General features: G+C 70.7%; 20 protein-coding genes. 9 read left to right on the top strand and 11 right to left on the bottom strand.

All coding sequences use genetic code 11. The features are described 5' to 3' along the window. Positions 1-4: 4 nt before the first annotated feature. The 4 genes from ACFYXB_RS22345 to ACFYXB_RS22330 form a co-directional block, all read right to left on the bottom strand. Positions 5-904, bottom strand: a complete 900-nt coding sequence (locus ACFYXB_RS22345; protein ID WP_351351652.1) for a carbohydrate ABC transporter permease — start codon at positions 902-904, stop codon at positions 5-7. Then, positions 901-1887 carry a carbohydrate ABC transporter permease gene (locus ACFYXB_RS22340; RefSeq protein WP_389585312.1) on the bottom strand — a complete coding sequence of 329 codons (987 nt, stop codon included), beginning with the start codon at positions 1885-1887 and terminating at the stop codon, positions 901-903. The genes ACFYXB_RS22345 and ACFYXB_RS22340 overlap by 4 nt, the downstream gene beginning before the upstream one ends. Positions 1888-2100: 213 nt before the next feature. Beyond that, positions 2101-3345, bottom strand: a complete 1245-nt coding sequence (locus ACFYXB_RS22335; RefSeq protein WP_351351647.1) for an extracellular solute-binding protein — start codon at positions 3343-3345, stop codon at positions 2101-2103. 152 nt (positions 3346-3497) lie between these two features. Then, positions 3498-4577, bottom strand: a complete 1080-nt coding sequence (locus ACFYXB_RS22330) for a LacI family DNA-binding transcriptional regulator (RefSeq protein ID WP_389585027.1) — start codon at positions 4575-4577, stop codon at positions 3498-3500. 137 nt (positions 4578-4714) lie between these two features. On the opposite strand from ACFYXB_RS22330, the gene ACFYXB_RS22325 reads away from it, so the two are divergent. The 3 genes from ACFYXB_RS22325 (at position 4715) to ACFYXB_RS22315 (ending at position 9760) form a co-directional block, all read left to right on the top strand. Beyond that, positions 4715-6850, top strand: a complete 2136-nt coding sequence (locus ACFYXB_RS22325; RefSeq protein WP_389585024.1) for a glycogen debranching N-terminal domain-containing protein — start codon at positions 4715-4717, stop codon at positions 6848-6850. A 70-nt stretch (positions 6851-6920) separates the two neighbouring features. Further along, a complete protein-coding gene (locus ACFYXB_RS22320) occupies positions 6921-7412 on the top strand; it encodes a MarR family winged helix-turn-helix transcriptional regulator (protein WP_389585021.1) in 492 nt (163 codons plus the stop codon). Then, positions 7409-9760 carry an MFS transporter gene (locus tag ACFYXB_RS22315; protein WP_389585018.1) on the top strand — a complete coding sequence of 784 codons (2352 nt, stop codon included), beginning with the start codon at positions 7409-7411 and terminating at the stop codon, positions 9758-9760. The genes ACFYXB_RS22320 and ACFYXB_RS22315 overlap by 4 nt, the downstream gene beginning before the upstream one ends. A 24-nt stretch (positions 9761-9784) precedes the next feature. Here the strand turns inward: ACFYXB_RS22315 and ACFYXB_RS22310 are convergent, their stop codons facing one another. The 4 genes from ACFYXB_RS22310 to ACFYXB_RS22295 form a co-directional block, all read right to left on the bottom strand. Beyond that, positions 9785-10672 carry an endonuclease/exonuclease/phosphatase family protein gene (locus tag ACFYXB_RS22310; RefSeq protein ID WP_389585016.1) on the bottom strand — a complete coding sequence of 296 codons (888 nt, stop codon included), beginning with the start codon at positions 10670-10672 and terminating at the stop codon, positions 9785-9787. A gap of 131 nt (positions 10673-10803) precedes the next feature. Continuing rightward, a complete protein-coding gene (locus ACFYXB_RS22305; protein WP_389585013.1) occupies positions 10804-11298 on the bottom strand; it encodes a lamin tail domain-containing protein in 495 nt (164 codons plus the stop codon). A gap of 124 nt (positions 11299-11422) precedes the next feature. Next, positions 11423-12580 carry an AI-2E family transporter gene (locus ACFYXB_RS22300; RefSeq protein ID WP_389585010.1) on the bottom strand — a complete coding sequence of 386 codons (1158 nt, stop codon included), beginning with the start codon at positions 12578-12580 and terminating at the stop codon, positions 11423-11425. A gap of 206 nt (positions 12581-12786) precedes the next feature. After that, the gene (locus tag ACFYXB_RS22295) at positions 12787-13461 is read right to left on the bottom strand and encodes a hypothetical protein (RefSeq protein WP_389585008.1); all 675 of its coding nucleotides are present in this window, start codon (positions 13459-13461) and stop codon (positions 12787-12789) included. A gap of 171 nt (positions 13462-13632) precedes the next feature. On the opposite strand from ACFYXB_RS22295, the gene ACFYXB_RS22290 reads away from it, so the two are divergent. From ACFYXB_RS22290 to ACFYXB_RS22280, 3 genes are all read left to right on the top strand, one after another. Continuing rightward, on the top strand, positions 13633-14844 hold the full coding sequence (locus tag ACFYXB_RS22290; protein WP_389585005.1) for a HupE/UreJ family protein: 1212 nt from the start codon (positions 13633-13635) through the stop codon (positions 14842-14844). Positions 14845-15018: 174 nt separating this feature from the next. Next, positions 15019-16512, top strand: coding sequence for a fibronectin type III domain-containing protein (locus tag ACFYXB_RS22285; RefSeq protein WP_389585002.1), 1494 nt, complete (start codon positions 15019-15021; stop codon positions 16510-16512). Positions 16513-16655: 143 nt separating this feature from the next. Further along, positions 16656-17729, top strand: a complete 1074-nt coding sequence (locus ACFYXB_RS22280) for a WxL protein peptidoglycan domain-containing protein (RefSeq protein WP_389584999.1) — start codon at positions 16656-16658, stop codon at positions 17727-17729. 26 nt (positions 17730-17755) lie between these two features. Here ACFYXB_RS22280 and ACFYXB_RS22275 read toward each other — a convergent pair whose 3' ends face one another. Both ACFYXB_RS22275 and ACFYXB_RS22270 read right to left on the bottom strand, forming a co-directional pair. Next, entirely contained in the window at positions 17756-18274 is a 519-nt protein-coding gene (locus tag ACFYXB_RS22275) for a hypothetical protein (protein WP_389584997.1), read from the bottom strand. A gap of 130 nt (positions 18275-18404) precedes the next feature. After that, positions 18405-19571 carry an alpha-lytic protease prodomain-containing protein gene (locus ACFYXB_RS22270; RefSeq protein WP_389584994.1) on the bottom strand — a complete coding sequence of 389 codons (1167 nt, stop codon included), beginning with the start codon at positions 19569-19571 and terminating at the stop codon, positions 18405-18407. 192 nt (positions 19572-19763) lie between these two features. Here ACFYXB_RS22270 and ACFYXB_RS22265 point away from each other — a divergent pair, with 192 nt between their 5' ends. Next, positions 19764-20444 carry an epimerase gene (locus tag ACFYXB_RS22265; protein WP_389584991.1) on the top strand — a complete coding sequence of 227 codons (681 nt, stop codon included), beginning with the start codon at positions 19764-19766 and terminating at the stop codon, positions 20442-20444. 16 nt (positions 20445-20460) lie between these two features. On the opposite strand, the gene ACFYXB_RS22260 is transcribed toward ACFYXB_RS22265, so the two are convergent. Next, entirely contained in the window at positions 20461-21258 is a 798-nt protein-coding gene (locus ACFYXB_RS22260) for a hypothetical protein (protein WP_389584988.1), read from the bottom strand. A gap of 84 nt (positions 21259-21342) precedes the next feature. On the opposite strand from ACFYXB_RS22260, the gene ACFYXB_RS22255 reads away from it, so the two are divergent. Next, positions 21343-21942, top strand: a complete 600-nt coding sequence (locus ACFYXB_RS22255; RefSeq protein WP_389584986.1) for a suppressor of fused domain protein — start codon at positions 21343-21345, stop codon at positions 21940-21942. Positions 21943-21980: 38 nt separating this feature from the next. Next, on the top strand, positions 21981-22538 hold a 558-nt coding region (locus ACFYXB_RS22250; RefSeq protein WP_389585310.1), incomplete at its 3' end, for an RNA-guided endonuclease InsQ/TnpB family protein.

Raw genomic sequence — 22538 nt, 5'->3', positions numbered from 1 at the left:
GCGCTCACTCCTTGACCGCTCCCGCGTTGGCCCCGCTCACGAAGTGACGCTGGAAGCAGAAGAACAGCGCGGCCACCGGCAGCGTCGACAGCAGGGCGGCGGTGAGCTTGAGCGGATACTGGGTGCCGCCGCCCAGGCCGCCGGAGACGAACCTGGCGAGACCCGTGGTGAGGGTCTCGTACTGGCTCGACTGGGTGGCCACCAGGAAGTGCGTGAACTCGTTCCACGAACCCTGGAACGACAGGATCGTCAGGGTGATGAGGGCGGGCCGGGCCATCGGCAGCACCACGGACCAGAAGGTGCGGAAGACACCGGCGCCGTCCACCCGCGCGGCTTCCTCGACCTCGCGGGGGACCGACTCGAAGAACTGCTTCATGATGAAGACGCCGGCCGCGTCCACCATCAGCGGAAGGATCATGCCGGTGTAGGTGTCGAACAGCCCGAAGGTGTTCAGGACCAGGAACTTCGGGATCAGCAGCGCCACCCCGGGTACCGCCATGACCGCGAGAACGAAGGCGAACAGCAGCGAGCGGCCGGGAAAGCGCAGCCGGGCCAGCGCGTACCCCGCCATCGAGTCGAACAGGACGCGCCCGGCCGTGACCAGCACGGCGACGAACGCGGAGTTGCCCAGCCAGCGCAGGAACGGCACGCCGTCGTCGGCCCGGCTCAGCCCGAACAGCCGTTGATAGGCGGCGGTCGTGGGTGTGAGCGGCAGCAGGGTGAGGGGGTGCGCCGCCGCGTCGGGTTCGGTCTTGAAGCCGGTCACCAACTGGAGGGCGAACGGCAGCACGTACAGCAGGCCGAGCCCGATCACCAGCGCGTACCCGAGGATCCGCAGCGGCAGCGGGAAGCGGCCCAGCACCGGACGCCCCTGCGCCCGTACGGATCGGACGGTCGAGGTCATCGCGCCCTCCTGGGACGGGCGTCGCGCTCCCGCAGTGCCCAGCGCTGCAGCGCGGTCAGACACAGGATCACAGCGAGCAGGATGAAGGCGATGGCCGCGCCCTGCCCGAAGTCGGCGTCGTCGAAGGCCGACGAGTACGACAGGAAGGCCGGCGTCAGCGTCGTGTTGCCCGGCGCGCCCTGCCCCATCACATACACCTGGTCGAACACCTGCCAGGTCGAGATCAGACCCAGGGTGAGCACGAGGAACAGCACCGGCCGCAGCTGGGGCAGGGTGATGTGCCGCAGCATCTGGAAGCGGCCCGCGCCCTCCAGCGCGGCCGACTCCTCCAGCTCGCGCGGGATGTCCTGAAGCGCGGCGAGGAAGATCAGCATGAATGTGCCGGAGGTCGTCCACACGGCGAGCAGGATGATCGTGCACATGGCCACGGACGGCCCCGACAGCCACTGGAACCAGGACAGGCCCAGGAAGGAGTGGTCGGCCAGCGGGCCCGAGGGGTGGTCCGGGTCGACCACACCGAGAGCGCTGAGCAGCAGGGAGAGCACCCCGCGTGGGTCGGCGAACCAGTTCGGGCCCTTCACCCCGATCCACGACAGCAGTGAGTTGACGGCCCCGCTGCCCTGGAAGAGGAACAGGAACACGGTGGACACCGCGATCGAGCTGGTGACCGACGGGAAGAAGAACGCCGTCCGCAGGGCGCCACGGGCGCGCAGCAGCCGCTGGTTGACGACGAGCGCGAGGACCAGCGCCAGGCCGGTCTGCAGCGGCACGGTCAGCAGCACGTAGTACGCGTTGTTGCGCAGTGAGGTCACGAACAGCGTGCGGTCCAGGCCGTCCTCGGTCAGCAGCGAGCGGTAGTTGTCCAGGCCGACGAACCTGGCCTGCCCGCTGAAGGGGTTGGACTGGCCGTCCCAGTGCAGCAGGCTCACCCACAGGGCCATCAGGATCGGCAGGACCAGGAACAGACCGAGGACGAGCACCATGGGGCTGACGAACAGCCAGCCCCATGCGCCCTCCCCGCGACGGCGCCCCGCGCGCGGGGCACGGGAGGCGCGGGGCGCCGCGGTGGGACCGGACCCGCCGGGCGCGTCAGGTGCGCCCGGCGAACCGGTCGGCGTCGGGCTCGCCGCGGCCCGCGGCACGGAGCCGCCCGGGGCGTGGCGCGCGAAGCGGGTGGTACGGGAGGACATGGCGGCTCAGTCGCCCTTCGCCAGCGCCTGCGTGCCGTTGCGCTGGAGCGCGGCCAGGATCGTCTTCGGGTCGGTGGTCCTCAGCGCCTGCAGATCGGTGTTGAACTGGCCGAGCACCTTGTCGAACCCGGCTATCGTCACCGGACCCTGCGCATAGGCGGCGGAGTCGACCCACGCCTTGGCTTCCGGTTCCTGCTGGGCGTACGTGGCGAGGGCGCTGGTGCGCGACGGCATGACCCCGAAGGCGTCGGCGAACTTCAGCTGCTGCGGGGCCGAACTGAGATACTTCACCAGATCCGCGGCCGCCGTCCGGTGCGCGCTCTCGGCCGCCACGCCCCAGCAGTTGCTGAAGGCGAGGGTGCCCTTGCCGGCCGGTCCGGCCGGGAGTTCCACCACCTTGTACTTGACGTCCGGGTAGTCGAGTTTCATGGCCCCGGTCAGCCAGTTGCCCTCGATCGTCATGGCCGCCTTGCCCTTGCCGAGGGCCTCGCCGCCCCAACTGGTGTCGACCTGCTGGGCGTACTTGAGGTCTCCGGACGCCAGTAGGGACCGTACGAAGTCCAGGCCTCGAGCGTTCTCCGCGCTGTCGGCGGTCATCTTCGTCTGCTGGGCGTCGGTGACCCAGCCGCCCGCCTGCTTCATGAACGCGCCGAGCCGCTGGTACTCGTTGGTGGTCACCAGCCCGGTGACTCCGCCGCCGGTGAGCTTGCCCGCGACCCGCTTCAACTCGGCCCAGGTGGTGGGGTAGTCCTGGTCCGTCAGTCCGGCCTTGCGCCACAGGTCGGTGTTGATCGCGAGCGCCAGTGTGGAGGTGTCCTTCGGCAGACAGACCAGTTTGCCGTCGTAGGTGAAGGAGGCGCGCAGCTGCGCGGAGAAGTCGCCGGCGTCCTTGATCCCGGCGCCGTACGCGTACAGCGAGCCCGCCTTCGCGTAGTTGGCGAACTGGTCGGAGTTGACGTAGAAGACGTCCGGCGGCTTGTGCCCGGCGAAAGCCTGGGCCAGTTGCTGGTTCATGTCCTTGGCGACGTCCACGGTCACCGTGTTGCCGGACTCCTTCTGGTACGCGGCCGCCGCGTCCTTGACGGCCTTGGTCTCGGCGTCTCCCGACGTGGCGATGAGCACGGTCAGGTGCTGCTTGGCGCCGGTGTCCTGTTTCGTCTTCTCGCTGTCGCCGAAACTCGACGAGCAGCCGGTGGCGGCCAGCAGTGCCGCACAGGTGACGAGGGCGGCGGTGGCCGTGCGGGTGGTCATGCTTTCCTCCTGGGACTCGGGGGGGGACGTGCGGCTCCGCCCGGGCCACACGGAGGGCCGCGGGTCCGGGGTGGGGATGGAGCAGGGGTTTGGGCGGGCGGGTTGCGGAACTCCCTGTTCGGTGAGGCGGGTTGAGGTGCAGCGTTCCGTGCCTAGTGGGCATCCGGCATGGTCGGCGTCTTCGGCCCGGCGTCCGTACCGGGCGTGCTGTCGCGGACGACGAGGGAGGGCTCCAGCAGGACGCGCTCCGGTGGGGCGGTGGCGTCGGTCATGCGGGCCAGCAGCAGCCGTAAGCATTCGCGACCGACGGCTTCGAGGGGCTGGGCGATCGTGGACAGGGCGGGCGAGAGGATCGAGGCGGTGGGGGAGTCGTCGAAGCCGATCACGGCGACGTCCCGGCCCGGTGCGGCGCCGCGTTCACGCAGCGCGTGGTAGCAGCCCAGCGCGAGCACGTCGCTGGCCGCGACCACCGCCGTGACCCCCGCGTCCAGCAGCGGTTTGACGGCGGCGCCCGCGGCGTCGACGTCGTCCACGCTCTGCGCGCGCCGCCCACGGGTGGGCAGCCCGTGCCGCCGCATGGCCCGTTGCCAGCCCTCGGCACGGTCGTCGCCGACGCCGGAGCCGCGCGGCCAGCCGAGGAACGCGATCCGGCTGTGCCCGAGGGCGACCAGCTGCTCCACCGCGGCGTCCGTGCCCGAGGCGCCGTCGACGTCGACCCAGTCGCCGATCTGCCGCCCCGACCACATCCGCCCGAAGCCCACGAACGGCACGCCCTTCTTGGCGAGCCACGCCTGGCGGGGATCGTGGCGTGCGGTGCCGCTGAGCACGAAGCCGTCCACCTCGTGCCGGCCGAGCAACTCCTCGTACCCCTCCAGCGCCGGTTCGCCCGGCGGGCTGGCGAACAGCAGGATCCGGTAGCCCGCCTCGTCGGCGGCCTGGGACAGGGCGTGCAGGAAGCGGTCCATGACCGGGGCCGCCGTGCCGGCCGGAGTGGGCTGGATGCCGTAACCGATCAGCTTGCTGGAGCGGGTGCGCAGCGACTGGGCGGCCCGGCTCGGGCGGTACCCCATCTCGTCGACGGCGCGGCGAACCCGTTCCAGGGTCTCCGGGCGCAGCAGGTCGGGGGAGTTGAGCGCGTTGGACACGGTCTGCGGGGAGACGCCGGCCCGACTGGCGACCATGGCGAGGGTCACCGGGCCATGGGAGGCCGGGGAACGCGGGGTGCGGGGCATGGGATCTCCGACAGTCTCCGGCAGAAGGGTCTGGAAGAACCCTTCGGCTTCGATTTGAGCGTTCCAAAAGCATTGCCAGCGTTCTGAAGAGCGCCTTAGTGTTTTGGAACGATCTAACGATGAGAGGTTCTTCTCTTTTGGACGCCACTGTCAAGACCCAGGACACCAGCGATCCGGTCCCGGTACCCGCGCCCGCTTCCGAGGGCCTGCAGCCGTTCCTGCACGACGCGGTGGTCACGCTGTACGCGCCGAGCCTCGTCGTCTCCCGCACGGACGGGCAGTTCGCGGGAGGCGCGGACGGTTTCTTCCACGGCGACGTCAGGGCCCTGTCCCGGCTGACCGTGACGGCCGACGGCATCGCGCTCGCGCCGGTCGGCGGCGGACTCAGGGGGGCGGACCGGGCGGACTTCCGGGCCGTCCTGCGCGGGCTCGGCGAGACGACGGCGGACCCGGCGGTGGCCCTGTACCGCCGCCGCGCCGTCACGTCCGGACTGCTGACGGAGGACGTCGAGATCGTCAACTCCGGCGTCCGGCACGTCGCCTTCCGCCTGACGATCACGGCCGGCACCGATCTGGCCCCCATGGAACGCGTGAAGGCGGGGGACGGCCAGGACCCCGTGCCCGCCCAGTACGACGACGCCACCTCGCTGACGTGGATCCGCGACGCCGTCACCGTACGGCTGGCTGCCGATCCGGCCCCGGACACCCTGGACGCCGCCTCGGGCAGCCTGGCGTACGACATCGAACTCGGCCCCGGCGACTCGTGGTCGACGACGCTGCGCTGTACGGCGGCGCACGCGGACGGTGACCAGTTCCCGGCGGCGCCCGCCGATGCCGTACCGTGGCGCATCCCCGAACTCCGGTGCGCGGACCGCCGGTTCGACCACTGGCTGCGTCAGTCGGCCGCCGACCTGGACCGGATGCGCCTGACGGACCCGGTACCGGAACAGGGGGGATCGGAGGGCCGCGTGGACCAGTTCCTGGCCGCCGGCGCGCCCTGGTTCCTCACCCTCTTCGGCCGCGACTCCCTCTGGGCCGCCCGTATGCTGCTCCCGCTCGGCACCGACCTCGCGGCGGGCACCCTGCGTATCCTCGCCCGCAGGCAGGGAACCGTCGTCGAACCGGCCACGGAGGAACAACCCGGCAAGATCCTCCATGAAGTCCGGCGCGGCACCCAGGAGTTCGCGGACACGTTCGCGCTTCCGCCGGTGTACTACGGCACGGTGGACGCGACCCCCTTGTGGATCACCCTGCTCCACGACGCCTGGCGCTGGGGCATGGCCCACGATGAGGTGGAACGGCTGCTGCCGCACGCCGAGTCGGCGCTCGCGTGGATGCGCGACCACGGTGACGCGGACGGCGACGGCTTCCTCAAGTACGTGGACCGTACCGGCCGAGGCCTGGCGAACCAGGGCTGGAAGGACTCCGGCGACTCCGTCCGCCACCAGGACGGCCGTCTCGCCGAGCCACCCATTGCGTTGTGCGAGGTGCAGGCGTACGCGTACGAGGCCGCGCGCACCGGCGCGGCCCTGCTGCGGGCGTTCGGCCGGCCCGGCGCGGACGCCTGGGAGGAGTGGGCCGAGCGGCTGGCCGTACGTTTCCGCGAGCGCTTCTGGGTCGAGGACGCGACCGGCCCGTACCCCGCCCTCGCCCTGGACCGACACGGCAGGCCCGTGGACGCGGTGACGTCGGGTTTCGGTCATCTGCTCGGCACGGGCCTGCTGAACGAGGCGGAGAGCGCGCTGCTGGCGGCCCGGCTGACGGGCGCCGATCTCGACTCCGGCCATGGGCTGCGCACGCTCAGCAGCGGCGCGGTGGGCTTCAACCCGTACGGCTACCACATCGGTTCGATCTGGCCCCATGACACGGCGATCGCCGTGCACGGCCTGGTCAGGGCCGGTTTCCCCGATACGGCGGCGCCGCTGGCTGCCGGACTGCTCACCGCGTCGGCCGCCTTCGACGCCCGCCTGCCCGAGCTCTTCGCGGGTCACGGCAGCGCGGCCGGACCGCGCCCGGCGCCCTATCCCGCGTCCTGTCGGCCGCAGGCCTGGGCCGCGGCCTCGGCGGTCCTGGTGCTCCGCGCCGCACTGGGCCTGGACGCGGACGTGCCCGGCGGCACGATCACCGTGGCACCCGGATTCGCCCGCTCCTACGGCCCTTTGACCGTGACCGGCCTGGAAGTGGCCGGGAGCCGACTCGACATCACCCTGGCCGCGGACGGAACGGTGCACACGGTTGCGCCCAGGGGGCTGACGGTGATCGGCGCCCGCTGACGGCGTCGAGCGAAGGATTCTTACCCAGATTCAATAGGACACTTATATAGGCATGTGATACGAAGGGGAAGTGGATCAACCGCACTCCGGGCAGACCCCGGAGGACACCGCACGGGCGCTGGCCGAGATCGCGTCGGCCGTGATCAGAGCACTGGCGGGACGGCAGAGCCTGAGCTTCACCGCCGCCTCGACACTGGCGCGGCTCGAGCGCGAGGGCCCGTCCCGGCTGACCGCGCTGGCCGCCGCCGAGAGCGTCACTCAGCCTTCCATGACCCAACTGGTGCAGCGACTGGAACGCCGGGGACTGGCGGAGCGGATCGGTGACCCGGGCGACGGACGGGTCACCCTGGTCGCGATCACCACCGCGGGACGCGACGAACTCGCCGAGCGCAGACGAGCCCGCGACGCGCGACTGGCCGACCTGCTGACGGCACTCCCCGAACAGGAGCGGGAAGCGCTGGGCATCGCCGTGCGGACCGCTCTCCCGCTGGTACGACGCATGCTCCCGGCCGGAGAAGGGGTCGACCCGTCCGGAGACCGGATGACGGAGAGCGCACCATGACCAGCAGCAGGACCACCGACCCGAAACCGGACACCGGCGACACCACCGCCCCCGTCGCACCGGCCCGCAGGATGTGGATCGGCGCCGACCACCCCCGCTACAAGTGGGTCGCGCTGACCAACACCACGCTGGGCATGCTCCTGGCCACCATCAACAGTTCGATCGTCCTGATCTCGCTGCCGGGCATCTTCACCGGCATCCGGCTCGACCCGCTCCAGCCCGCCAACGTCAGCTACCTGCTGTGGATGCTGATGGGCTACATGCTCGTCACCGCGGTGCTGGTGGTCGCGCTCGGCCGGCTCGGCGACATGCTGGGCCGCGTCCGCATCTACAACGCGGGCTTCCTGATCTTCACGCTGACCTCGGTGATCCTCTCCCTGGACCCCTTCCACGGAGGCAGCGGCGCGCTCTGGCTGATCGGCTGGCGCATCGCCCAGGCCGTCGGCGGCTCCATGCTCATGGCCAACTCCGCGGCCATCCTCACCGACGCCTTCCCCGCCCGGCAGCGCGGCATGGCCCTGGGCGTCAACATGGTCGCCGGCATCGCCGGCTCGTTCCTCGGCCTCGTCCTGGGCGGCGCGCTGGTGACCTGGAACTGGCGCTCCATCTTCTGGGTCAACGTGCCCATCGGCCTGGTCGGCACCCTGTGGGCGTACAAGTCGCTGCACGAGTCGGGCGTGCGCAGGCCGGGACGGATGGACTGGTGGGGCAACATCACCTTCGCCGTCGGACTGACCGCGCTGCTGGCCGGGATCACCTACGGCATCCAGCCCTACGGCGGCCACACCATGGGCTGGACCAATCCGTGGGTGCTGGTCGGACTCATCGGCGGCGTCGTCATGCTGGCCGTCTTCTGCCTGGTCGAGATGAAGGTCGCCGAGCCGATGTTCCCGCTGCGGCTGTTCCGCGACGCGGCCTTCGCGGGCGGCAACGCGGCCACGCTGCTCGGCGCCATCGCCCGCGGCGGGCTCCAGTTCATGCTGATCATCTGGCTGCAGGGCATCTGGCTGCCCCTGCACGGCTACGACTACGCCGACACCCCGCTGTGGGCCGGCATCTACATGCTGCCCCTGACCGTGGGGTTCCTGGTCGCCGGGCCGGTCTCGGGCGCGCTGTCGGACAAGTTCGGCGCCCGGCTGTTCGCGGCGGCCGGGTTCGTCGTGATGGCCGCCTCGTTCGCCGGACTGCTCGCCCTGCCCAGCGACTTCGACTACCGGGTCTTCGGCGCGCTGATCTTCCTCAACGGGCTCGGCGGCGGCCTGTTCGCCGCTCCGAACACCTCGATCATCATGTCGAGCGTCCCGGCCGACGCCCGGGGCGCCGCCTCCGGCATGCGCGCCACCTTCCAGAACGCCGGCATGGTCCTCTCCATGGGCGTCTTCTTCTCGCTCATGGTCGCCGGACTCTCCGGCACCCTGCCGCACAGCCTCGCCTCCGGTCTGACCGCCCAGGGCGTCCCGGGTCACGCCGCGCACACCGTCGCCGAACTCCCGCCAGTGGGTGTCCTGTTCGCCGCCTTCCTCGGCTACAACCCGATCCAGCACCTGCTCGGCCCGACGATCCTCGGCCACCTCTCGCCGTCCGCCGCCGCGAACCTGACGGGACGGGAGTTCTTCCCGCACCTGATCGCACAGCCCTTCCACGACGGCCTCGTCATCGTGTTCACCCTCGCCATCGCGATGTCCCTGGCCGCCGCAGCCGCTTCGCTGATCCGCGGGCGCGCGGGGAACGCACTCGCGACCGCGCCCGCCGTGAAGTCCCCGGTCACCGAGTCGGCGGCCACGAAGCCGGACACGGCACCACGCTCCGACGTCTCGGCGACCGCGGCCGTCGGACACGGGAGCGTGCTCCGGGGCCGGGTGTACGACAGCATGGGCGCCCAGGTGGCCCACGCCGTGCTGACGCTCGTCGGCCGGGACGGCCGTCAGAGGGGCCGGGCACGCTCGCACGCGGACGGCAGCTACGAACTGGCCGAGGCGGTACCCGGCGCGTACCTGCTGGTCGTGTCGGCCGAGGGCCACCAGCCGCGTGCCGTGGACGTCGCGTTGGGTGAGCAACCGGCTTTCCACGACGTGGAGTTGCCCGCTGCGTCCGGGGGACTGCACGGCACCGTGCGCGATCCGCGCGGCATGCCGGTGGCCGGGGCGAGCGTGACCGTCCGGGACGCCCAGGGCGACACCGTCGCCCGGACCGAGACCGGCGCGGACGGCACCTACGCCCTCTCCGGCCTCGCCCCGGGCACGTACACGCTCGTCACCACCGGGTACCCGGCCGCCTCCGCGCAGGTCAGCGTGGCGGGCCGGGCCATTGGGAGCGTCGATCTCGACTTGGGTCACGGCATGGGCTGAGCCGGCGGGCGTACGGCGGTCAGGTCAGCGGCCGCGGCCGTGGAGTTCCAGGTCGGCGGTCACCGGTCGATGGTCCGACGCGTCCGTCGCGGTCTCGTGGACGCTCGTGACGGTCACGTCCGGTGACACCGTCACGACGTCGATGCGCTTCGTCGGCTCGATCGCCGGGTACGTCTTGCCGCCGGTCGGCGCCGTGTCGGTCAGAGAGCCCCACAGTTTCGCCAGTTCGGGGGCGCCGGGTTCGGCGTTGAAGTCGCCGACGAGGATCTTGGGTCCGTGGTCCTCGGCCAGGATGTCCAGCATGTCGTCGACCTGGGCCCGGCGGACCGAGGGGGCCGGGCGGTAGTCCAGGTGGGTGGAGTAGACGTGCACGAAGGCGCCCTGGAACGCGAGGGTCACCTCGGCGAAGCCGGGTGCCGGGGCGGGCACGGGATTGGGGTCCTGGGTGGACAGCCGGGTGATGTCGTGGTTCTCGGCGGCGATCATCGGGTAGCGGCTGAGCACCGCGACGCCGTACTGCCGCCGCTCGGTGTGGTCCGCGGTCGGCGGGAGGTCGTAGATCGGGGCGAAGAACACGCGCATGTGCAGCCGTTTCGCGAGCTCGTGCGCCTCGTCGGTGAAGCCGCTACGGGCGTCCCAGTGCACGTCGACCTCCTGGAGGCCGATCACGTCGGCGTCGAGGTCGCGGATCGCGCCCGCGGTCCGGTCGAGGTCGAAGACGCCGTCCTCACCGGCTCCGGCGTGGATGTTGTACGTGGCGACGCGCAGCGGCACGGCCGGGCCGGCGGTGTCCGTGCCGCCTGCCGACGCAGTGCCCGGGGAGGCCGCGCCGAGCGTGACGCCGGCGGCGAGGGCGGTGGCGGCGAGTACACGGTGGGCGGTCAGGCGGATCCATCGGGTCCTGCGGTTCACACAATCCTCCGGATGCGAGCACGGTGAGGCCCGCGCCGGACGAGACGTGCCGTCCGGCGCGGGCCGGGCTGGGAGGCAGGCGCAGGTGGCCAACCGGCGTCAAGAGTAGTGCGGTTGGCGGTGCCGATGGGTCAGCCGTGGTAGTTGATGTAGCCGTTTCCGTCGCGGTCGTCGCGGGACTTGGTGTAGGCGTGGGTGTCCGCGTGGGCGCCGGTGGGCTTGTAGAGGTAGATCGTGTCCTTGTCGTTGTTCCAGATGAAGTTGCAGTTCTGGCGGTAGACGACGTTCTTGGCGTCGGAGTCGGTCCCGCGGCCGCCGCGCAGCTTCACATAGTCGCCGGGCTCCAGGTAGTGGTTGGTGGGGAACTTGAACCTGTTCCCGACGGCGTCCTTGACCACGTACCCCTTGAGGTTGACGCGCGTGCTGCGCGAGTAGTTCTTGATCGTCAGGTACTCGTCCTTGGTGTTGCCGCCGGAGCACCGGTTGGAGTCCGAGCCGGGCGCGTCGTACTGGACGCCCTTGATCTTCAACGCGGACGAGTACTCGGTGGCGTGGGCGGGCGCCGCCGTGACGACGGCGAGCAGCCCGGCGGTGGCGGCAACGGGCAGGGCGGTGCGTATGCGCATGAGGAATCCCCCCTCAGTGATGCGGATGGAGCGCCGTGATCATACAAGATGCGTGAGGGGGGTGTGGCTGGGTGGTGGATGAAATGTGAAGATGCACGTCTGAGTCATGCGTTGACCTGGGTCGCTACGACGGTGGCGCACGCAGCGCCCGCAGCACCGCCCAGACGACGGAGACGAACGGTACGGCCACGACGGCTCCGATCACGCCGGCGACGATGCTGCCCGCGATGACGGAGACCGCGACGACGAGCGGGTGGAGACGGACCGCCCAGCTCATCACCAGCGGGTGCAGGACGTGCCCCTCCAACTGGCCGATGACGACGATGAGCACCAGTACGGCCGCCGCCGTGAGCGGACCGCGCCCGGCGAGGGCGACCACCGTGGCCACGCCGAGCGCGACGGGGGAGCCGACCAGGGGGACGAACGCGGCGAAGAACTCCAGCAGGGTCAGCGGCAGCGCGAGCGGCACCCGGAGCAGGAACAGGGCGACACCGACCAGCGCGGCGTTCGTGGCGGCCACGATGATGATCCCGCGCGTGTACCCGGCGAACGCCCGCCAGGCCGCCCACCCCGCCTGGTCCCATCCCGGACGGGCACCCGTCGGCAGCAACTGGTCGCGCACCCAGGCCCACAGCCGCTCGCCGGAGTGGATGAAGAAGACGGACGCGAAGAGCGCGAGCGCGACCCCGGTCACCAGCTCGACGACCCGGCCGAGCCCGCTGACGGCGCTGCTGAGCAGGTTCGACCGGTGCGTGTTGAGGTAGTTCACCAGCTGGCGCTGGAAGTCCGTGAGCGTGTCCGGACCGAGCCGGAACGGCGGTTGCTGGAGCCACAGTTCGATCCGATGGATACCGCCACGGAACTCGCCCGCCAGCTTCGTCGACTCGCCGGCCACCGCGTTGCCGACCATGGCCAGCAGGGCGAACAGGACCAGCAGACTGCCGATCAGCGCGACCGCTACGCTCAGCCGCCTCGGCAGGACCCGGTTCAGCAGATCGGCGAGCGGACGCAGGACCGCCGTGATGATGAGGGCGAGGAACAGGGCGACGGCGACGAGCTGGAAGCGACCGAGGACGGTGAAGACGCCGTACACGACGATGCCGACGAGGATGAGCCGCCAGGAGTACGCGGCGGCGACCCGCAGCCACGGCACGGTCCGCTCGGCCGCGGAGGCCGCCGGCGACGCCGTACCGGGGCGGGTGCGCGGCGGGAACCGCACGGAACGCGCCGGCCTGCCGCCCACCCGGCCCCGCCCGGCACGCCGACCGCCTCCGTCACCCACTGCGCCCCACACCTCCGCCCGCCACCTGACTCACCGTCATCTCAAGGGGCACGGTAAGCACAAGTGGTCCGGGTGGCGCGCGCAACGCGCCCGGCAGCCGTGGGCCACCGGGCAGAACGGGAGCTGATCGGCGGGTGTGAGCGTCAGCCGGAGCCAGGTGGCCAGGTGGCCAGGTGGCCAGGTGTCCGGGCCGGCCGTGCGGGGACCTAGTCGATCCACACGACGATGCCGGTCAGCCCGTTGAGCACCGCCGCGACACCGGCCCGTACGGCGCGCGCGGCACGTTCCGGGGTGAAGGTGGCCGCATCGTACGCGGAGGACATGCCGAGTCCCTCGCCGCGGAACGAGGCACCGGTCCAGTCTGCGGCGGTGACGTTCGCCGTCGGCTCGGCCAACTCGGCCCCGACCACGAGGAACTGCTGGTCGAGGTGGTTGGGTGTGACCATGGCCAGGGGGTCGATGAGGTCGTTGCCGGCGCTGATGACGAGGTCGGGTTTCATGCCGATCGCCTCGCTGATGCGGGGGATGAACTGGTTCGGCTTCGTGGCGGTGACGGTCCGCAGGCTGGCGTTCACCTCCCCGGCCCACTTCGTCACGGCGTTCACCAGCGTCCTGGTCTGGCGGTCCTTGCCCGCGGTGAGCAGCACCACGCGGTAGTCCTTCGACGGCCGGATCCCGTTCCAGGAGCCGGGCCGCGGGGTGATCGTCGCCTCCGGCGCCGGCGGTGCCGCCGGGTCCGAGAACCCCGGGCCGAGGGTGCCCACGGCGCTCGGCTTCGCGTGCGGCTGGGACCAGTCGTCGCCGGAGCTGCATCCGCCCAGCAGTACGGCGGTCGCGACTGCCGCGGCCAGCGTGCCGGCAGGCAGGAGCCGAGAGCGCATGGGGATCTTCCTCCGGGATGGCGTGAGTGCGCCTACTTCCTACCCCATGGCACGCGGTTTTCGGTGGGCGGGCGGTCTTGTCCGGGCTTGCTTCGTCGCCGGTTCGGGCGCGAGTCACCGGTTGTTCATCTGGGCCCAGCAGATTCCGTGCGCCGACCGAAGAGGAGTCACATGTCCCCCGCCGCCGGGCGTCGTGCCTGGGCCGCTGTCGCCGCGGCAGTCGTGGCCGTCCTGCTCAGTGCCGTGCCGGCGCTCGCCCACGGGTTCAGCTCGACCGTGTACGTCGGCCTCACCTCGCCGAAGGCGGGGCACGTCCGCACCGAACTCCGGCTGGAGTACGACCTGCTCGTCGTCTCCGCCGCCGACTACCAGAAGGACGATCCGCTGTTCCGGGCGGGCACCGCCGCGTTCGAGGACGGCGACGCGGCGGAGCAGGCGGTCGCACTCGACGGTCACGCCGACTCGGTCGTCGCCTATGTGACCCATCGCCTCGGCGTCACGGCCGGGGGCGCGGCGTGCACCCCGGCCCGGGACGGCGACTTCACGATCGAGCAACGCGAGGGAGTTCCGTACGCCCTGCTGGTTCTCGACTATCGGTGCCCGCGGTCCGCGGAGGCGCACGAGGTGCGCAGCGGGCTGTTCCCGGACTCCGAGGGCTATGTGCGCGACACCAAGACGATCGTCACCTACGACCTCGACCTGACGTCCGGAAGCACCGCCCTCGACGCCCAGCACCGGTCGTTCTCCACCCACCAGTCCGGCGCCGAGAGGTTCTGGACGTTCTTCCGGCTCGGAGCCGAGCATCTGCTCACCGGGCTCGACCACATCCTGTTCCTGCTGGCGCTCGTCGTGGGATCACGCCGGCTGCGCGAGATCGTGCTGGCGGCCACGACCTTCACGCTGGCCCACTCGGTGACCTTCGTCCTGGCCGCCCTGGGGCTCGTGCAGGTGCCCGCGTCCTTCGTCGAACCCGTCATCGCGCTCTCGATCGCGGTCGTCGCGGGCTGGCATCTGTGGCGGCTGTGGCGACGCCGGTCCCACGCCACGGACCTCGAGACATCCGGTCACGGTCACCTCAGCCTGGACCGCGCCGGCTGGGCGCGGCTCGCGGTGGTCTTCTGCTTCGGCCTCGTGCATGGACTCGGCTTCGCCTCGGCGCTGGGGATCGACAGCGCCTGGTCGTGGACGCTGCTGTGGTCGCTCCTCGTCTTCAACGTGGGGATCGAAACCGTCCAACTGGCCATCGTGGCCGCAGTGTTCCCGCTCCTCGCCCTGCTGCGCCAGCGCCGTCCGGTCGTCGGACTGTGGGTGACAGGGGCGGTCGCGGCGGGTGTGTCCCTGATGGGCCTGTTGTGGTTCGTGCAGCGGATGTTCGGGATCTGACGCACCTTGCGACTTTCGGTAATTGGAACAGTTCGCTTCTCCCACGTTCACCGCGAAGTCACGCTCTTATGTGACTTTTACCGAGCTCTTACGCCACCCCCCTAGCACTCGAACGAACGGATCCCGATGAAGCTCGACAAGGGGACACACAGATCCGGGCCTGTCCGCCACCGGGTGGCAACGGGCGCCACGGCGGTCGTCCTGGGGGTCACGGCGGCGCTCGGCAGCGGCCTGATGACCGCCCACGCCGACACCTCGGCGACGCCCACCGGACTCGTCCTCGGCGTGGGCGCCAGTGAATCGCAGCGCGTCGTGTCCTGGTACACCTCGGCCAACACTCCGCAGATGGTCCAGGTCGCGCCGACCTCCGACCTCGTCAACGACGAGTTCCCCGCAGGCGCCGTCACCTTCCCGGCCACCGTCGCCGCGAACAGCGTCAACGGCGGCTACAACGCGCACGCCACGATCGACAGTCTGCTCAAGAACACCGCGTACTCCTACCGCGTCGGCACCCAGGGCAGCTGGTCCCCGACCTACTCCTTCAAGACCCAGGAGTTCAAGGGCGACTTCGACTTCCTGTTCTACGGCGACCCGCAGATCGGGTCGTCCGGCAACGTGGACAAGGACGCCGCCGGGTGGCGGGACACCCTGAACGTGTCCCTCGCCGCCAACCCGGACGCCGAACTGCTGGTCTCCGGCGGTGACCAGGTGGAGACCGCCAACACCGAGACGCAGTGGAACGCGTTCCTCTCGTCCGACAAGCTGCGCCAGTACCCGTGGGCGGCCACGATCGGCAACCACGACGTCGGCGGCAAGGCGTACGAGCAGCACTTCTGGACGCCGAACACCGACCGCTCCGCCCCGTACTACAACGGCAGTTCGGCCACCCGCTCGGGCGGCGACTACTGGTACACGTACAAGGGCGTGCTGTTCATCGACATCAACAGCAACGCGTACTCCAACGGTGCCGACGCCGCGCACGTCGCCTACATCAGCGACGTCGTCAAGAACCACGGCGCCGACGCCAAGTACACGGTGCTCGTCTACCACCACTCGATCTACTCGCCGGCCGACCACGCGAACGACGGCGACAACCAGCAGCGGCGTCAGGACTTCCCGACGGCGTTCTCGAAGCTGGGCGTCGACCTCGTCCTGCAGGGCCACGACCACAGCTACTCCCGTAGCTACGTGATCAAGAACGGCAAGAAGTCGCACCCGGGTGAGCAGCCCGGTTCCGCCCAGGTGGCCCAGGGCCCGGGCGGCGTCATCTACGTGACGGCGAACTCCGCGTCGGGTTCGAAGTACTACGACCTCACGGCTCCGGACACGACCGAGGACCCGAACTACGGCCCCGACCCGCTGAACCCCAACAGCCACTGGGCCAACTCGGTCGAGAACCAGGAGCACGTCCGCACCTATGTGAAGGTCGAGGTGCGCGACAACAAGCTCGTCGTCGAGAACCTCCGCAGCGGCACCTGCGCCGCCCCCAACGCCGCGGTGGAGCTGAACAAGGTGTCGTGGTGCGGCCCGGACAGCGGTGCCACCCCGGCTCAGCCGGTCGGCTCCGCGGTCGACGCGGTCGTCATCCACCCCTACCGCGGCAACGGCTGGGACCAGCGGGCCGACGTCGCCACGGAGAACACGGCCGAGGCCGACTGGCTCCAGTAGTCACCCGAGGGTGACGCCGGGACGCTCACGCTCACCGCGCCGAGCTGATCCGGCCCGCTCCACCTGGTGGGGCGGGTACCGCAGGGTGCCCGCCCCACCGCACGTTCCGCTCCCGCCGCTCCCACTCGCCCGAGGATCCTCAGATGCGCCCGCCCACACCGCGTACCGCCTCAGCCGCCAGAGCCCTCGCCCGGTCCGCGGTCGTGGTCCTGCTCGCCGTACTCGGCCTCCTCGCAGCGGTCGCCGGGCCCGCGACGGCGGACGGGGACGCATCCTGGTCCATCAGGACGGCCTCCAACGACTTCGGGTCCGGCCGGCAGAACTACAGCTACACCGTCAACCCGGGCGGGCGGCTCGAGGACGCTCTCGTCATCGCCAACCGCGGCACCACGCCACTGCACCTCGCCGTCTACGCCGCCGACGGGTTCACCACCCGGGCGGGCAGGCTCGACCTGGTCGCCAAGAACGCCAAGTCGACAGCAGTGGGCGCCTGGGTCCACACGGACCGGCCCGACGTGACGGTCCGGCCCGGCCGTTCGACCGAGGTGCCGTTCACGCTCACGCTCCCGGCCGATACCGCGCCCGGCGACTACATGGGCGGCATCGTCACCTCACCGGCCCAGGCCGGCCAGGCGGAGGGGACCGACGCCGGCCGGCGTCTCGGCATCCGGATCCGGCTGCGCGTGGGCGGAGCGCTCAAGCCCAACCTGTCGGTGGAGGACCTGCACGTGCGCTACGCGGGCACGGCCGATCCGTTCGCAAAGGGGGACGCCACCGTCACGTACACGATCCACAACACGGGCAACGCCATCCTGGCGGCACGTCAGACGGTGTCCCTGACCGGCCCCTCCGGCGTCCTGGGCGTCCACGCGGGCCGGATCGACGACTCGCCCGCGCTGCTACCCGGCGACACCTGGAAGGTCACCGTCCCGGTCCACGGAGTGGCCCCCGCGCTGCGAACGACGGGGAAGGTCACGCTCGTTCCGCTCCTCACCGACGCGTCGGGCTCGGTCGCACCGCTCGACGACGTGCAGACCACGACCCACGCCTGGACCATTCCCTGGATGCTGCTGCTCTGTCTCGTCGTCCTGTGCGGACTGGTGGCCGCCGGGTTGGTTGCCTGGCGGCGCCGCCGTCGGGCCGGGCTCCGCGAACCTGCCGACACCCCGGAGACCGCCGAGCAGGCGCCGCGCGAGCGGGAGACCTCCGGCCGGTAGCAGCACGGCCGACGCCCCCCTCCAACTCAGCCGAGGGGGAAGGTGATCACCGCCCGAGCCGGAAAGCGGAAGGCGTCATGGACCATGGTGGAGCGCTCGACCGTGACCTCGACGCCGGAGCCCGTGGAACCCGGCGATCGGTAGATCCAGACAGGGCCCCGCTGGGCAGGCCCGCACAGACCTTCCGGCAGCGCGATCACGTCGTCGGCGACTCCTCTCGTGCCGTACGCGGGATCGAAGAGGGGCTTGCCGTCGGGGAGCAGGCCCGCGCGGTGCAGGTACTGCGGTATCAGCCCGCTCACGAAGGACACCTCGGCTCTGCCGTTCCGGGTGAAGTAGTGAATGTCCGAGGCGCCCGCGGGCAGGGCCGTGCCTCCGGCCCGAATCACATCCGGCAGCCGTAGGTCGCTTCCCGCGCACGCCCGGTCGTCGCCGAACGGATGGAACAGCTCGTCCCGCAACAGCCAGACGGCGCCCCCGGCCAATATCGCGAGGACGACCACGACGATCCCCAGGCACGACAGCAGGCGTCGCGGCCCGGACACGGATTCCGTCAACAGTTCCCCCCGATCTTGTCCGGTGTGCGAACGCACGGAGATCCTCAACGGTTCCCGCCGCAGTGACACCGGGGCGGGTCCGGCCGACCGGCCGGGCCCGCCGCTGTGCCGTGCCGGATCAGGCGGTGTGCAGGGTCAGCCCGTACCGGCCCAGGATCTCGTTCACGGGCTGGAACCAGGTCTCCCCACCGCTGCCGCAGTTGCCCCAGCCACCGGACGTGACGCCCTGCGCCTGGTCGCCGCTGATGAACGAGCCGCCGGAGTCACCGGGTTCGGCGCAAACATTGGTCTTGGTGAGCTGGTGCACCGCGCCCTGGCTGTAGTTGACGGTCTCGTTGAGGGCGAGCACCGTGCCGCAGTGCCAGTGCGTCGTCGAGCCCGACCGGCAGATGGAGGCACCCACCGGGGCCACGTTCGAGCCGCGCACCAACTGGTCCGGGACGGTGCCCCAGCCGAGGACGACCGGAACCGTCCACCAGCCGCTGCCGACGTTGACCCAGGCGTAGTCGTTGTCCGGGAACGATGAGCCCTGGAAGTTGCCGATGTAGCTGCCGTCCCAGCCGCTGACACGGGCGCCGGGCTGTCCGCAGTGCCCGGCGGTGACGAATCCGCCGTACACCGAGAAACCGATGGAGCAGCGGACGTTGCCGGTGTAGTACGGGTCGCCGCCCACGGTTCCGGCGGCAAGGGTCTTCGGTGCGCCGGGGAGCACCTCGACGGTGACCGGCCCCGCCTGCCGCGCGCGGGCGAGGAACTTCTGGACATCGTTGTCACGCAGCTTGCCGCCGGCGACGTTCACGACCACGGTGCTCGCCTTCGCGTCGACGTGCCAACTGCTCACGCCCGCGGGTGCGGAGAGCTTGTCGAGCCGGGCCTGGGTGGCGGCGAGCTGCCGCGCGCTGTGCGTGACGGTACGGACGGTCGCTCCCGTCGCCCGTATCGCCCGCAGGGTCGACGCGGAGGCGTCCCGGGTGACGGCGACGGTGAGGGCGCCGTCGGTGGCGTCGAACCAGGAGCCGCCGTACGAGGTTCCGGCGGCCCGGCGTGCCGTGGGTTCCGCGGCCATGGCCCCCTGTTCGGCGGCGAGCCGTGCCGTGGCCTGGTCCTTCGTCAGATGCAGGTCCCGCTGCATCGCGGCGAGGAGACCGGCCGAGGCGGGCGCGGCGTCCGACCGGCCGGGGGAGGGGGAGTCGCCTGCGGCGGCGGGCAGCGTGCCCGCTCCGAGACCGGCCCCGAGCATGAGCAGCACGGCCAGGCCGGCCCGCGCGAATCTGGTGCGTCTCATGGAGGTTGCCCTTCGTCGTTCCAGTGAAGTGGGGGTGGAACAGCAGAGCTCTGAGAGCGCTCTCAGTCTTGTGGCGGGGCAGAGCCTAGCGGTTGATCACGGGCAGGTCCATGCCAATGCAAGGGTGACATTGCAAAGTAGGAAGTTACTTACTTAAGCTGGAAGTCGACGTACGGAGCAAGGGAGATGGACATGAGAGTCGCGCTCTTCGGCGCGTCCGGCATGGTCGGACAGGGCGTGCTGCGCGAATGCCTGCTCGACGACCGCGTGGACACCGTCGTGTCGGCGGGCCGCCGGCAGCTCGACGTCACGCATCCCAAGCTGCGGCACATCGTCCACGCCGACCTCGGTGACCTCACCTCCCTGGCCGCCGACCTCACCGGCCTCGACGCGTGCTTCTACTGCCTCGGCGTATCCTCGGCGGGCCTCTCCGAGCAGGACTACCGCACGGTGAGTTACGACTACCCGCTCGCCGCCGCACGGACGTTGGAGACGTCGAGCCCACACCTCACCTTCGTGTACGTCTCCGGCGAGGGCGCGGATCCCACCGGCACCAGTCGCACGATGTGGGCGAGGGTCCGGGGCGAGACCGAGAACGTCCTGCTCGGGATGGACCTGCCGGTGTACGTCTTCCGGCCCGGCTACATCAGTCCGCGCAACGGCGAACGCTCGCGCACGGGCAGCTACCGGGTGACCTACGCGCTGACCTCCTGGATGTACCCGTTCCTGCGCCGGGTCGCTCCCGGCCATGTGACCAGCACCGAACACATCGGGCGCGCCATGCTCGCCACGGCCGGCCTGCACGGTACCGGTCCGCACGTCCTGCACAGCGCCGAGATCAACCGGCTCGCCGAGAGTGCCGTAGCGGTCTGAGGGCGAGCCCCTGGCGCTACTCGGGGCTGCGGACTCCGGGCGCGCTCGCCGCATGCGGCTTCATACTCTCGTTGGGCGGGACAACCGCGTCCGAAACGTTTCGGCACCACTGCGCCGCCAGGCGTGACAGCTCGGTCAGGCGCCGCAGCCGCCCGTGGAGCAGGCCGAGCACGATCGCGGTGCCCACGGCGATCAGATGCTCGCGCCCGGCGAGGTTGGGCTTGGCGATGGACTCCCACACCATCGACCCCCCGGTGAGGATGAACACCACCGGGGCCCGCCGGACGACGGAGAGGTAGGTGAACAGACCCACCACGGCGGCCGACGGGCCGGTGTCGAGTATCCGCCCGACCTCGGGGGGCAGCCCGAGGCCCCACCAGCCGGGCCCGAGCGCGATCATCACGCGAACCGTGAGCGTCCCCGCGAGTGTCGTCGCGTACGCGACGGCCAGCGTCCGGGCCCGGCCGAGCGAGAGTTCGGCGAGGGCGAACGCGAGGAACAGCTGGGTGATGCCCGCCCACACCGGCAGATCGAGAGCGGGAACGTACAGCGACGCCGGTGTGCGCAACAGGGCCAGCCACAGTGGCAGATCGGCGGTGACACCCCCGACCCGCCACACCACCCGCTCACCGGTCGGCGTCTGCGCGAGATCGTGGAAGAAGATGACGCCGAGGGCCGCCACGAACGCGAGCGTGAGCCCCGGCAGCCCACGCCGGCGGAGTTGCCGCACCGGGTCCACGACGATGCCGTACCACTCGTTCCGCAGCGTTCGACCCAAGAACAAGACAGCCCGGAGCAGCACGTCCCGTGGCATGGTCCCCCCTGTCACCCATTCCGGATGTCATCGTATAGATCGCCATACGGATATCAGGGAAGTCGTATCTGGCATGATCGCCCGGTGGGTGCTGAGAGGTTGTCGGCCGCCGAGGCCGTCGAGTCGCATGTGCGCGCGTTCTTCGCGGGGCATTCCGTGGAGGCTGTGGACTACGACCTCGGGCCGGAACGGCGTGCGGTGGTGCAGGAGTTGCGGGTGCTGGTCGTGGCGCCCGGTCCTCACGCCGACAGCTGGGCCTATGTGACGGCCGGGTGTTGGGCCGCGACGGCGCGGGACGGGCACGGGCTCGAGTTCGTCATGACCGCCCACGTCCGCGACCGGCGCTTCGTCGACCTCATGGCGATGCTGGCCCACTACCACTGCGGAGTCCATCCGCTCGGCCTGGAGCACAGCATGCCGATCGGCGAACCGTGGGCGCCGGGCTCGGCCTGCGATCACCTCTTGATCAGCCTCCCGCACCTCCACGGACCTGCCCTCGAACGCTGCCCGCTGCCCGAGGGCCATCCCTGTTCTCGGCAGGGGACGCCCGGCTTCAGCCGGGTGGGGAATGCCGTCCTTGGACCTGCGTTGCGGAGCGACGCAGCGTCGCTCCGCAACGCTGCGCTCCCACCCAGGTGCCCGCAGGTGGGAGCGGGTTGTCAGACCCGCGGGCTAGGTTCGTGACCACCGCAGTGCTACCGGGGAGAAGGGGGGTGGGCCGGGTGATTCGTGCGTACAAATTCTTGATGCGGCCCACCGTCCGTCAGGGTCAGGCACTGGGCGAGATGTTGAGGGATCACTGCTCGCTGTACAACGCGGCGCTGCAGGAGCGTCGTGACGCCTACCGGCACCCGTCGAAGACGAGCGTCACGTACGGGATGCAGTCCGCGCAGCTGAAGGACATCCGCGGGTTCGATCCGGAGCGGCAGGGCCGCTGGTCTTTCTCGAGCCAGCAGGCGACGTTGCGCCGCCTGGACAAGGCGTTCGCCGCGTTCTTCCGCCGGGTCAAGGCCGGACAGAAGGCCGGCTACCCGCGCTTTCGCGGGATGGGCCGGTTCGACACGGTGGACTTCCCGAAGGACGGGGACGGTTGCCGGTGGGACTCCACCGAGCACGACCCCGTCACCCGGGTGCGTTTTCAGGGCGTGGGGCATGTCCGGGTGCATCAGCACCGGCCCGTGAAGGGCCGGGTGAGGACGGTGTCCGTCACACGCGAGGGCAAGCGCTGGTATGTGATCGTCACTGCCGAGCAGGCCGAGGTGGAACCGCTGCCTGCGACC

It is taken from the genome of Streptomyces sp. NPDC002619, assembly GCF_042889305.1.
Classification (GTDB): Bacteria; Actinomycetota; Actinomycetes; order Streptomycetales; family Streptomycetaceae; genus Streptomyces.
Note: the sequence above shows the minus strand (reverse complement) of the source record. Positions and strands in the feature narration are given on the sequence as shown.